This window comes from Streptomyces qinglanensis (assembly GCF_900111245.1).
Classification (GTDB): Bacteria; Actinomycetota; Actinomycetes; order Streptomycetales; family Streptomycetaceae; genus Streptomyces; species Streptomyces qinglanensis.
Window position 1 is genome coordinate 40,338 of record NZ_FOGO01000002.1, and the last position, 12,695, is coordinate 53,032.

Annotated in this window: 6 protein-coding genes and 1 riboswitch; of the genes, 5 read left to right on the plus strand and 1 reads right to left on the minus strand. The window is 71.7% G+C overall.

Annotation, left to right across the window (positions count from 1 at the left end):
- Nucleotides 1-435 precede the first annotated feature (435 nt).
- The 4 genes from BMX65_RS04435 (at nt 436) to BMX65_RS04450 (ending at nt 6,584) form a co-directional block, all read left to right on the plus strand.
- Nucleotides 436-1,269: a PIG-L family deacetylase gene (locus BMX65_RS04435; protein WP_074998841.1), complete on the plus strand. Its 834-nt coding sequence runs from the start codon at nt 436-438 to the stop codon at nt 1,267-1,269.
- Nucleotides 1,270-1,456: 187 nt separating this feature from the next.
- The gene (locus tag BMX65_RS04440; protein ID WP_239502149.1) at nt 1,457-3,205 is read left to right on the plus strand and encodes a hypothetical protein; all 1,749 of its coding nucleotides are present in this window, start codon (nt 1,457-1,459) and stop codon (nt 3,203-3,205) included.
- Nucleotides 3,206-4,147: 942 nt separating this feature from the next.
- Nucleotides 4,148-5,881, plus strand: a complete 1,734-nt coding sequence (gene metG, locus BMX65_RS04445; RefSeq protein WP_074998843.1) for a methionine--tRNA ligase — start codon at nt 4,148-4,150, stop codon at nt 5,879-5,881.
- Nucleotides 5,882-5,927: 46 nt separating this feature from the next.
- The gene (locus BMX65_RS04450; protein WP_074998844.1) at nt 5,928-6,584 is read left to right on the plus strand and encodes a histone deacetylase; all 657 of its coding nucleotides are present in this window, start codon (nt 5,928-5,930) and stop codon (nt 6,582-6,584) included.
- A gap of 194 nt (nt 6,585-6,778) precedes the next feature.
- Here the strand turns inward: BMX65_RS04450 and cobN are convergent, their stop codons facing one another.
- On the minus strand, nt 6,779-10,651 hold the full coding sequence (cobN, locus tag BMX65_RS04455) for a cobaltochelatase subunit CobN (protein WP_107437404.1): 3,873 nt from the start codon (nt 10,649-10,651) through the stop codon (nt 6,779-6,781).
- 124 nt (nt 10,652-10,775) lie between these two features.
- Nucleotides 10,776-10,851: riboswitch (cobalamin riboswitch) on the minus strand.
- Between the two features lie 273 nt (nt 10,852-11,124).
- Between cobN and BMX65_RS04460 the strand changes: the two genes are divergently transcribed.
- Entirely contained in the window at nt 11,125-12,690 is a 1,566-nt protein-coding gene (locus tag BMX65_RS04460) for a precorrin-3B synthase (RefSeq protein WP_074998845.1), read from the plus strand.
- The last annotated feature ends 5 nt before the right edge of the window (nt 12,691-12,695 follow it).

Consider the following 12,695-nt stretch of genomic DNA (forward strand, 5'->3'; position numbering starts at 1 on the left):
GCTCGCAGGGGAAACTCGCAGGGGGAAACTGGCCCCAGGGTCACTGGCGTCACCTCGTTGACCAGGTCCTCCGGCAGGGTGTTGCAGGTTGACGTAGCTGCGCAACTGCTCACCAGTGGTCCCGGTTTCGGGATCTTTCCTGTCTGCCTGCGGCGAACCGGTGGATAGATGGACATGCGGGGTCTCAGGTTGCGCATCGGAATCGCACGCCTGGTGCCGGATGGACGTCGGATCCGATCCGGCGCGAAGACGTGCCGCTGCGCCGGGAACAGCGGGTCCGGTCGGCGCTGTTGCATCGTCCGGGGGACCGGCACCGCACGGGCGGGGAACTCGGAGACCACAGGGTCGTCTGCGCCGACAGGATCCGGGCCGCGGGATCGCGGTAGGCCCGCCGCGCACTCGGACCAAGACGTATTTCTGCAGGAGGACTGCTTGATGATTGACCGGCCGTTGACGCTCATGGCGGTGCACGCCCACCCCGACGACGAGGCCACCGGAACCGGAGGGGTCCTCGCGCGGTACGCGGCGGAAGGCATCCGCACGGTTCTCGTGACCTGTACCGACGGCGGTTGCGGTGACGGACCGGAGGGGGTCAAGCCGGGCGACCCCGGGCACGATCCCGCGGCCGTCGCATTGATGCGCCGTCAAGAACTCCAGGAGAGCTGCGGCGTCCTGAAGATCAGTGATCTGGAGATGCTGGAGTATGCCGACTCCGGGATGATGGGCTGGCCGAGCAATGACGCTCCGGGATCCTTCTGGCAGACCCCCGTGGAGGAAGGCGCGGCCCGACTCGCGGAACTCATGCGGCACTACCGGCCTGATGTGGTCGTCACCTACGACGAGAACGGCTTCTACGGCCACCCCGATCACATCCAGGCCCACCGCATCACGATGGCGGCACTGGAGATGACCGCGCTGACGCCGAAGGTGTACTGGACCACGATGCCCCGCTCGGGGATGCAGCGGTTCGAGGAGATCATGCGCGAGCTCCATCCGGACATGCCGGAGCCGGATCCTGCCGAGGCCGCTGCGATGGCCGAGATCGGCCTCCCCGACGACGAGATCACCACGTGGGTGGACACCACCGCGTTCAGCGGCCAGAAGTACGACTCGCTGGCCGCGCACGCCAGTCAGGGCGAGAACATCTTCTTCCTCAGGATGGGCAAGGAGAGGTTCGGCGAGTTGATGGGCATGGAGACCTTCGTACGTGTCCGGGACGCCACCGGCGCGGCCGTACCCGAGAACGATCTCTTCGCCGGACTGCGCTGATCCATCCACTCATCCGGAGCGGAGCCCTGGAGAGCGCAGCCGGTCCCAGCGAGTGCGGAATCGGCCCGGCGGATTCGGGCCGAACCGCAGGCGTTGGACCATAGACTTCGGCAGTCAACGCCGACGAGGTCCGGCCATTGCACGCGCCCGCGGGGGAGGAGATCGCATGCAGGACCCTTCGAACTCGATGGAGATCGTCGAGCCTGAGGAGAACGGCCGGAGCGATACCGCCGACTCGTCTGTCGTGGACGAGTCGGCGTCCGACTCGGACATCGACCCGACGACGGGGTCGACGGCCCTGGTGGAGGTGCTCCCGGGGGTGGCTGTCGTCGCCGGTGAGGTCCCGCCGGAGCTGAAGTCCGATCTGATCGACTTCGGGATCGTGCCGGCTGCCGACCGCCAGCAGATCTCAGCGATCCTCGCCTCGCTCGGGAACGCGGCGACCGTGGTCGGCAATCTCGGAAACGCGTTCGCCGGCGTGCAGGGGCTCTACAGGATCGACGCCACGTCACAGGCCCTGCTGAACAGCGGCGCGACGCTCGCCGCCAAGGACGGCGGGAACCTCGGAACGGTGATGGTTCGTGGCCGCATCCTGCGTCAGGCCCGCCTCTACTCCGTGAACGCGGTGAGCAAGGCGCAGACCGCGGCGTCGATCGGGCCGGCGCTGGCCATGGTCGGCCTTCAGGTGATGCTGAGCGAGGTCTCGGGCCTCGTCAGGACCAACCTCGCGGTGACAAGTCAGGTCCTCACCACCATCCGCAAGGATCAGTGGGCCGAACTGACGGGGCTCGTCGCCGCCATCGATCGCGCGGTCGACCAGGCGCGAGAGATCGAATCGGTTCCGACGTCCTTGTGGGAGGACGTCGCGGGCAGTGGGGCGCTGCTGCAGAAGCAACTTGAGCTGTATGAAGGGAACGTCCGCGACCACATCAGGCAGATCGATCGGGCCGACGCACGCAGCCACCGTGAGTATCTGCAGACGAACGCCGAGGCGATCGCCTTCGACGCCTATGCCCTCCTGTCCTCCCTCAAGGCATGGACCGGGTATCACGCGCTCCGCGCCGCAAGGGCGAGAGCCGCGGGACGCGAAGACGCCGCCGAGGCGCAGTACGCCGAGGTCATCGCGCGCGACACGCGCGCCGAGTTCGACTCGGCGCTCGCCGAGTCGACGAGCCTCGTCGACGCGCTGACGCGGGAGCTGCGGATCACCGCCGAACTCCCCGGACCCGACGCATGGCCGATGCCGGGGAAGCGGAAGGACGTGAAGGCAGCCCGCGAAACCTCCGCCCGTCTGCTGAAGGCGATCGAGCCTCTTGCCGACGCTCTCCATCCGCCGGCTCCTCCGCTCAAGGCCCCGGAGATCGTCTGCGCACCCGAATCGCTGGATCTCAAGCCGTACCTTCGCATCCTGCGATGGTTCCTCGAGGACGATGAGGCCCTACGTGTCCTCGGCTTCCCCGACCAGCTCGACGCCCTCGGTCCCCTTTCTGCGATCCTCGGCGGCGCGAAGGAGAAGTTGGCGGCAGCGAGGGACAAAGCTGTGGCAAGGACACTGGTCGCCGTCACGGATCGCCGCATCATCACGGCCAAGTCGAACGCCTTCCTCGAGCAAGCCGAGATCCGGCACGACATCCCGATCGACCACGTGCGATACGTCCGGGCGACGACCACACAGGACGGCAGCGCGCGCTTGGCGATCGACCTCATCACGCGCGACGAGAACATCCGGTGGCTCTTCCACGCTGACATGGACAGCACTCAAGTGGACGCGCTCGCCGCCGTGCTCGCCGAGTCGATGACGATCCCGGACGTTGAACGCGATGAGCTGCAACAGCGGCGCTACGCCCCCATCGAGGCGGGCCTGGAGAGCGAGAACATCGGCACCAGGGCCATCGAACCGACCGGATCGGCGACCACGGCGTGCGATGCCGAATAGGCCCCGAGCCCGACTGACCCGTTCCTGGCCGGGGGCCGACAGGGAAGCGGCCACCGCGCTTTGCGGAAGCTGGTGCACGCCGTGACTCAGACGCACCCTTGCCCAAGGTCCGCACATGGCCCACAGCGACCTGCCGCACCGACCCGGGTGTGCCCGGGTAGGGGCTGTGGATGAGCGGAGTGTGCGACGGTCGGCCCGCCCGGCCTGAGTACGGCCTCGGTGTCCGGATGCCGGGGGACATCGTGGCCCTCAACCGCGGCGTGCGCTGTCGGCTCGCCGCCGCCGGCCTCCGCGCTGCTCGCCGAGGAGGAGACGGGAGACATCGTCGGAGTCGCCGCCTACTCGTCCCGCTGGCCGGCCGTTCCCGTCAACGGCCGCGCCCGCCTGCGACAGGATCAGTAACTGATGACGAGCCGCACCGAGGACCGATCGGTCAGGACTCCGTCGGCGAGGTCGCTGTCAGGCCACCCCGACGCAGGTCAGAAAACCATTCCCTTGATCGCGAGTGGGGCCTTCGCATGCCTGGGGAACCGAGGTGGAGGCCGACCGGAAGCGACAGCTCTTCGTCGACCGGAAGCGGTTACATCCGGTATCTCCGGCAACACACCCGAAACCGCCGCAACACCTCCTCAACTCCCTCTCCCTGGTAACGCCACTGCGTCCGCACCCGCGGAGAGGGTCGAGCGGGCGACACCGGCATCGCGCTCGACCGACGCTCCCAGCCCCTCTCCCGGGGAATCCTGATTCCGAGGGCCCGGGAGCTGTCGTTAGGATGGTTGCGGCCCGTAGTGGGGTGTCGTCACCGAGAGTGGACGACTCATGGACGCGGCGTACATGGCGTACGTGCCGGTGCCGTGGGTGATGGTGGCGCCCGCGCGGCCCGTCTGTCTGCACCCGTAGTGGCACCCGTGGGGGCCGCAAGATCAATTGGAGCATCCCGGGATGGCTCGACACCTCATCACCAGCGCGCTGCCGTACATCAACGGGATCAAGCACCTGGGGAACATGGTCGGGTCGATGCTCCCGGCCGATGTGTACGCCCGCTATCTGCGGCAGCGCGATCACGAGGTGCTGTACATCTGCGCGACGGACGAGCACGGCACGCCCGCCGAGCTCGCGGCGGCGGAGGCGGGACTGCCGGTGGCCGACTTCTGCGCCCAGCAGCACGAGGTCCAGCGGGGCATCTACGAGGGCTTCGACCTGGCCTTCGACTACTTCGGCCGCAGCTCCTCGCCGCAGAACGTCGAGATCACCCAGCGCTTCGCGCGGCAGCTCCACCGGAACGGGTTCATCGAGGAGCGCGCCATCCGGCAGATGTACTCGGCGGCGGACAGCCGCTTCCTGCCGGACCGGTACATCATCGGCACCTGTCCGCACTGCGGCTACGACAAGGCCCGCGGCGACCAGTGCGAGAACTGCACCCGCGTGCTCGACCCCACCGACCTGATCGAACCGCGTTCGGCGATCAGCGGCAGCACCGAGCTGGAGGTGCGGGAGACCAAACACCTCTTCCTGCTCCAGTCGAAGCTGGAGGGCGAGGTCAAGAAGTTCGTCGACGCTCACACCGACGAGTGGCCGGTGCTCTCCTCCTCCATCGCCCACAAGTGGCTCACCGAGGGGCTCCAGGACCGTTCCATCACCCGCGACCTGGACTGGGGCGTGCCGGTGCCGGCGGACACCTGGCCGGAGCTGGCGGCCGAGGGCAAGGTCTTCTACGTCTGGTTCGACGCGCCCATCGAGTACATCGGTGCCACCAAGGAGTGGGCGGACGCGCAGCCGGACAGCCGGGACTGGAAGTCCTGGTGGTACGAGGCGGACGAGTCCGTGCGCTACACCGAGTTCATGGCCAAGGACAACGTCCCCTTCCACACGGTGATGTTCCCGGCGACGCAGTTGGGCACCCGCGAGCCGTGGAAGAAGGTCGACTTCGTCAAGTCCTTCAACTGGCTCAACTACTACGGTGGCAAGTTCTCCACCTCGCAGAACCGCGGCATCTTCACCGACGCGGCGCTGGAGCTGCTGCCCGCCGACTACTGGCGGTACTTCCTGCTGGCGGCCGCCCCGGAGTCGGACGACGCCTCCTTCTCGTGGGAGTTCTTCTCCTCCGTGGTCAACAAGGACCTCGCGGACACGCTCGGGAACTTCGTCAACCGCGTACTGTCCTTCTCCCGCAAGCGCTTCGGCGACGCCGTCCCGGCGGGCGCGGAGGCGGGCGAGGCGGAGGAGAAGCTCGGCCGGGAGATCGCGGGGCTCCTGGCGGAGTACGAGGAGCACATGGACGCGCTCCGGTTCCGCAAGGCCGCGGCCGCGCTGCGGGCGCTGTGGAGCGCCGGGAACGCCTATCTGGAGGAGAAGGCCCCCTGGCTGGAGATCAAGACGGACCAGGACGCCGCTGCGCTGACCCTGCGGACGGCCATGAACCTGATCCACCTCTACTCCGTCGTCTCCGAGCCCTTCGTCCCCAGCTCCGCCAAGGCCATGCGGAGCGCCTTCGCGCTGCCGGACGACACGGCGGCGTGGGTGAGCGCGGACGAGGCCCGGTCCCTGTCCTCGGTGCCCGCCGGTACGGGCTTCACGGTGCCGCCGGTGCTCTTCCAGAAGATCACCGAGGACGATCTGGAGAGCTACCGCGAGCGCTTCGGCGGCGAGCCGGAAGCGGACGCGGACGCCCAGTAGCGGCGCTGCCGGGACGTCCGGTGCCGGCAGCGACGGCGTGAGTCCCGTGCGGCAGGTGGAACGGAGGGCCGCGGACCGTACGGAGACGCCGCGGAAGCTCTGGTACGCGGCCTACGGTTCCAACGTCCATCCGGAGCGGTTGCGGGCCTACCTCGCCGGAGGGCGGCCGCAGGGTGCGAGCCGGTGGTATCCGGGGTGCCGGGACCGGACGATGCCCGCGGAGTCGGTGCCGGTCGAGCTGCCCGGGGTGCTGTACTTCGCGACCACGTCGCCCGTGTGGGGCGGCGGGCGGGCCTTCTACGATCCGGCCGCCGACGGGCGCACGCTCGCGGTGGCGCACCTGGTGACGGCGGGACAGTTCTCGGACATCGCCGCCCAGGAGATGTACCGGGATCCGGGGACGGATCTCGACCTGTCGCACGTCCTGGCGCGGGGCCGGGACCGGATCGGCGCCGGACGGTACGAGACCCTCGTGTACGCCGGGGAGTTGGCGGGTCGGCCGGTGCTGACGTGCACCGCGCCGTGGCGCGTGGGAGAGGTGCCGCACCTGCCTCCGGCGGCCGCGTATCTGCGCTTCCTGGCCACCGGACTGCTCGCGGCGGGCCGCGGGTGGAGCGCGGCGGCGGTCGCGGAGTACCTCGCCGGATCGCCGGGGGCCGAGCGGCAGTGGTCGGCCGCGGATGTCCTGCAGCTCATGGAGTAGTTCGCCCCGACGCCGGGACGGGTCGGTCGGGGACGGCGGGTCCGAGTGCACGGACGAGCCCGGGTCCGGGTCCGGGTCCGGCTCCGGGTCCGGGTCCGGCTCCGAGTCCGGGTCCGGCAGATCCTGCGGGGTGATCTGCCGGCCCGGCTGCGCAGGACGGGACCGCGGCGGTGTGCGCGGCGCGTGCGCCGGGGTCAGTCGTCCTGTTCCAGTTCGCCTTCCGTCTCCAGGTAGATCTGGCGGAGAGCGTCGAGCGCTGTGGGGTCGGGCTTGGACCACATGCCGCGGGACTCGGCTTCCAGGAGGCGTTCGGCGATGCCGTGCAGGGCCCAGGGGTTGGACTCCTGGAGGAAGGCGCGGTTGGTCTCGTCCAGGACGTAGGTCTCGGTGAGTTTGTCGTACATCCAGTCGGCCACCACACCGGTGGTGGCGTCGTAGCCGAAGAGGTAGTCGACGGTGGCGGCCAGTTCGAAGGCGCCCTTGTAGCCGTGGCGGCGCATCGCCTCGATCCACTTGGGGTTGACCACCCGGGCGCGGAAGACGCGGGAGGTCTCCTCGACGAGGGTGCGGGTGCGCACCGTCTCGGGGCGGGTGGAGTCGCCGATGTACGCCTCGGGCGCGGAGCCGCGCAGCGCGCGCACGGTGGCGACCATGCCGCCGTGGTACTGGAAGTAGTCGTCGGAGTCCGCGATGTCGTGTTCGCGGGTGTCGGTGTTCTTGGCGGCGACGGCGATCCGCTTGTAGGCCGTCTCCATCTCGTCGCGGGCCGGGCGGCCGGCCAGGTCCCGGCCGTAGGCGTAGCCGCCCCAGACGGTGTAGACCTCGGCGAGGTCGGCGTCGGTGCGCCAGTCGCGGGAGTCGATGAGCTGGAGGAGGCCCGCGCCGTAGGTGCCGGGGCGGGAGCCGAAGATGCGGGTGGTGGCGCGCCGCTCGTCGCCGTGTTCGCGGAGGTCCTGCTGGGTGTGGGCGCGCACGTGGTTGACGTCGTCCGGCTCCTCCAGGGAGGCGGCCAGCCGGACCGCGTCGTCCAGCAGGGCCACGGCGTGCGGGAACGCGTCGCGGAAGAAGCCGGATATCCGCAGGGTGACGTCGATCCGGGGGCGGCCCAGTTCCGCGACGGGGATCGGCTCCAGGCCGGTGACACGGCGGGAGGCGTCGTCCCACACCGGGCGGACGCCCAGCAGGGCGAGGGCCTCGGCGATGTCGTCGCCTGCCGTGCGCATCGCGCTGGTGCCCCACAGGGAGAGGCCGACGGAGGTGGGCCAACTGCCGTTGTCGGCGCGGTAGCGCTCCAGGAGGGAGTCGGCGAGGGCCTGGCCCGTCTCCCACGCGAGGCGGGAGGGGACGGCCTTGGGGTCGACGGAGTAGAAGTTCCGGCCGGTCGGCAGGACGTTGACCAGCCCGCGGAGCGGGGAGCCGGACGGCCCGGCGGGGACGAAGCCGCCGGAGAGCGCGTGGACGGCGTGGTCGAGTTCGGCGGTGGTGGCCGCCAGCCGGGGAACGACCTCGCGGGCCGCGAAGTCGAGGATGTCGGCGACCTGCTGCGGATGCCCGGCGGCCGCGCGGGGGACCGCCGCGGGGTCCCAGTCCGCCGCCTCCATGGCCTCGACCAGGGCGCGGGCCTGCTCCTCGGCCTCGTCGGAGGTGGTGCGGGTGGCCGCGGACTCGTCCAGGCCGAGGGCCTCGCGGAGGCCGGGCAGGCTGTTGGTGCCGCCCCAGATCTGCCGGGCGCGGAGGATGGCGAGGACCAGGTTGACGCGGTCGGTACCGGCCGGTGCGGCGCCCAGGACGTGCAGGCCGTCCCGGATCTGCGCGTCCTTGACCTCGCACAGCCAGCCGTCGACGTGCAGGAGGAAGTCGTCGAAGCCGTCGTCGTCGGGCCGCTGCTCCAGGCCGAGGTCGTGGTCGAGCCGGGCCGCCTGGATGAGGGTCCAGATCTGGGCCCGGATCGCCGGAAGCTTGGCCGGGTCCATGGAGCTGATCTGCGCGTACTCGTCCAGGAGCTGTTCGAGCCGGGCGATGTCCCCGTAGGAGTCGGCGCGGGCCATGGGCGGGACCAGGTGGTCGACGAGTGTGGCGTGCACCCGGCGTTTGGCCTGGGTGCCCTCCCCCGGGTCGTTGACCAGGAATGGGTAGACGAGCGGCAGGTCGCCGAGCGCGGCGTCGGGTGCGCACGCCGCCGACAGGCCCGCGTTCTTGCCGGGCAGCCACTCCAGGTTGCCGTGCTTGCCCAGGTGGATCATCGCGTCCGCGCCGAATCCACCGTCGGCCTGCGGCGCGGCGATCCAGCGGTAGGCCGCCAGGTAGTGGTGCGAGGGCGGCAGGTCCGGATCGTGGTAGATGGCGATGGGGTTCTCGCCGAAGCCGCGGGGCGGCTGGATGAGGATCAGCAGGTTGCCGTGGCGCAGGGCGGCCAGGACGATGTCGCCGTCCGGGTTGTGCGTGCGGTCGACGAACATCTCACCCGGCGGCGGGCCCCAGTGCTCCTCCACGGCGTCGCGCAGCTCCTGAGGGAGCGTGGCGTACCAACGGCGGTAGTCGGCCGCCGGGATGCGGACCGGGTTGCGGGCCAGCTGCTCCTCGGTGAGCCAGTCCTGGTCGTGGCCACCGGCCTCGATGAGCGCGCGGATGAGCGCGTCGCCGACGTGCTCCTCCGGCTCGGTCCCGTCGCCTGAGTCGGCTTCGGGGGCCGTGGCGGAGGCGGCTGCGGAGGAGGCGGCTGCGGACGAGCCGGAGGCGGAGGAGGCGGCTTGGGCCTCGGGGGCGGTGCCGGTACCGGCTGCCGGGGTTCCGGTTCGGGGCAGGCCGGGGATGTCCTCGTCGCCGAAGTCGTAGCCCTCCGCGCGGAGCCGCTGAAGCAGCGCGACCGCGCTGGCCGGGGTGTCGAGGCCGACCGCGTTGCCGATCCGGGAGTGCTTGGTCGGGTACGCGGACAGGACGAGCGCCAACCGCTTCTCGGACGCCGGGATGTGGCGCAGCCGGGCGTGGCGTACGGCGATGCCCGCCACCCGCGCGGCGCGCTCCGGGTCGGCCACGTAGGACGGCAGACCGTCGGCGTCGATCTCCTTGAAGGAGAACGGCACCGTGATGAGCCGGCCGTCGAACTCGGGCACGGCTATCTGGCTCGCGGCGTCGAGCGGGGAGACCCCCTCGTCGTTCTGCTCCCAGTCGGTCCGGGGCGCGGTCAGGCACAGCGCCTGGATGATCGGTACGTCCAGGCTGGTGAGAGCGCCCGCGTCCCATGCCTCGTCGTCGCCGCCCGCACCGGCCTCCGCGGGTTTGGTGCCGCCCGCCGCGAGCACCGTCGTCACGATGGCGTCGGCGGCGCGGAGTTCCTCGACGAGCTCGGGTTCGGGGGCGCGGAGCGAAGCCACGTAGAGGGGGAGCGCCCTGCCGCCCGCCGCTTCGACGGCGTCGCAGAGTGCTGCGGCGAAGGCGGTGTTGCCGCTCATGTGGTGGGCGCGGTAGTAGAGGACGGCGATGGTGGGGGCCGTCCCCGAGGGCGCCGGGGCGCCGGACGTGGCGTCGCGGCCCGGGCCCGGCTCACCTGCGGGGCGTTCGCGGGTGGACGGTTCGCGGTCCAGGTGGCCCCATGCCGGGGCGGGTGCCGGGGGCTCGAAGCCGTGGCCGGTAAGCAGCACGGTGTCGGAGAGGAAGCGGGCCAACTGCACGAGGTTGGCGGGGCCGCCGTGTGCGAGGTAGGCGTGCGCCTCGGCCGCCACTCCGATGGGGACCGTGGACGCCGCCATGAGCTGGGCGTCCGGGGCCTGTTCCCCGGTCAGGACGACGAGCGGGACGCCGGAGCCGCGCAGCAGGTCGATGCCCTGCTGCCAGGCCCTCACGCCGCCGAGCAGCCGGACGACGACGAGGTCGACGCCGTCCAGCAGTGCTTCGAGTTCGGTACCGAGGGTGTCCTCGGGTATGCGGCTCGGGTTGGCGTAGCGGTAGGTGAGCGGGGCGGCGGCAGGGCCGTCGGCGGCGTCGCCCGGGGCCGGCGCGGAGACCTCGGCGGAGGCGGCACGGGCACTGAGGAGGTCCGTGTCGGAGGTCGACAGGAGCAGGATCACCCGGGGGGCGTCGTCGGGCGTGGCGACGGTCGCGTCGGAGTCGGCGTTGTCGCGTGACGAAAGCGGCATGCTGCTGTCGGCCCTTCCTCGGGGTGTCCGCGCCCCGGGCGGTCTCGGACGGCGGGAGTTCCTGGCTCACCCGGCTGTCGTGGCCGGGCTCACAGTGGCGGGACCGCGCCGGACTCGCACCGGGCTTCCTCCCCTGTCGCCGTCGCTGGCGATGTGGGCGGACCGGGTGGTCCGCCCACAGCATCGTACGGGGACGCGCCGCGTGGCGGGAGGGCACCCGTCCGGGGCGGCTCGCGCGGTGGTCACAGCGCGGTGGTCACCCGACCGTCCGCCGACCGCCTGGCGCTCGCCCACCACCGACCGCCGACCGCCGACCATCGTCCGGAGCGGCGGGTGCGGCAGGTTTGCGGCAGCCGCGGGAGGGGGCGGTCCGGTGCTCCGGGAGGGGGGCGACGGGGGTCGGTATGCTCGCCGACATGGTCATGCCCTCCAGTCGTCCGTCCGCGCACGGCACCACGCCGGTTGCTGATGCAACCAGTTGTGCGGCCCCGCGTGAGCGAGCCGACGCCTGCCCGGGAGCGCTGCGGCTGCACCGGGCGGACGACGGCGGACTGGCGCGCGTACGGGTACCCGGCGGCGTGCTCGACGTCGCCCAGGCGGCGGCCCTGCACGCGGCGGCGACCCGGCTCGGCTCCGGCGAACTGCATCTGACCTCCCGCGGAAACGTCCAACTCCGCGGCCTGCGGGAGGATGCGGGCCCCGAACTGGCCGAGTTGCTGAGCGGAGCGGGGCTACTGCCCTCGCTCGCGCACGAGCGCGTCCGCAACATCGCCGCCTCGCCACTGTCCGGCCTGGACGGTTCCGGGCACCGGGACGTCGCCGGACAGCTCACCGAACTGGATCAACTCCTGTGCGAAAGCGAAGCACTGCGCGAACTCTCGGGGCGCTTCCTGTTCGCCGTGGACGACGGGAGAGGCGACGTCGCCGCGCTCGGAGCGGATGTGACCCTGCTCGCCGAGCCGGACGGCACGACGCTTCTGTACCTCGGCGCCGACCGGGAGGCCGGGGTCCTCCGCGTCGCGGACGAACACGCCGCAGCCGCGGCCGTGGTGGCCGCGGAGACCTTCCTGGAAGCCGTACGGGAGTCGGGGCTCCGCGCCTGGCGGGTCGCCGACCTCGCGGTGACCGGCGCCGAGTTGGCCCGCAGGACCGCACTCCGGCTGGGAGCCGGAGCGCGGGACGCACCGCTCGCGCCCCTCGTGGAGAAGACCGCGGAGGCCCCCGTGCCCGGCCCGGTCACCGGCCCTTCCGGGGTGGTGGCGCTCTCCGTGCTCGCCCCGCTCGGCCGGTTGACCGGTCGGCAGTGGGAGCTCCTGACCCGTACCGCCGAGCGCGAGGGCAACGGCGAACTGCGGATGACTCCGTGGCGGGGCGTCGTCGTACCCGGCCTCACACCCCCGCGCGCGCCGGGCGCCCTCGCGGCGCTCGACGCCGCGGGGCTGGTGACCGATCCGGCCTCGCCCTGGCGGGGAGCGGGCGCCTGCGCGGGGCGCCCGGGCTGCGCCAAGTCCCTGACGGACGTACGCGCCGATGCCGCCGCTGCCCTGGCCCGCCCTGGTCCTGCTTCCGGTCCTGTTTCCGGTCCTGTTTCCGGTTACGGCGCCGGTCCCGGTCCCGGCGCCGGCAGCGGCTCGTCCGCGCTGCCCGTGTACTGGTCCGGGTGCGAGCGCCGGTGCGGGCATCCGCGCGGCGACCGGGTGGAGGTCGTCGCCGGGAACGACGGCTACCGGGTGGCGGTGGTGCGCGGCACCGGCGAAGAGCACCCCGTACCGGTCCCCGCCGGCTCCGACCCGGGCGCGGCCGCCGCGGCGGCCCGCGTGGCGGAGGGCACCGGACCGCGCCGGTGCGACCAGACCCGGTACGGCAGCGGCGCGCTTGCGGGCGCCGCGACACGGGAGAGCAACCGACCGTCCGAGCGCGGCGCGGCCCACGGGCCCGTGCGCGAGGACTCAGCGACGGCAGGCCCTTGACGATG

Coding starts and splice junctions, on each gene's coding strand:
- BMX65_RS04435 (WP_074998841.1), top strand. CDS start 436: ATGATTGACCGGCCGTTGACGCTCATGGCGGTGCACGCCCACCCCGAC.
- BMX65_RS04440 (WP_239502149.1), top strand. CDS start 1,457: ATGGAGATCGTCGAGCCTGAGGAGAACGGCCGGAGCGATACCGCCGAC.
- metG (WP_074998843.1), top strand. CDS start 4,148: ATGGCTCGACACCTCATCACCAGCGCGCTGCCGTACATCAACGGGATC.
- BMX65_RS04460 (WP_074998845.1), top strand. CDS start 11,125: ATGCTCGCCGACATGGTCATGCCCTCCAGTCGTCCGTCCGCGCACGGC.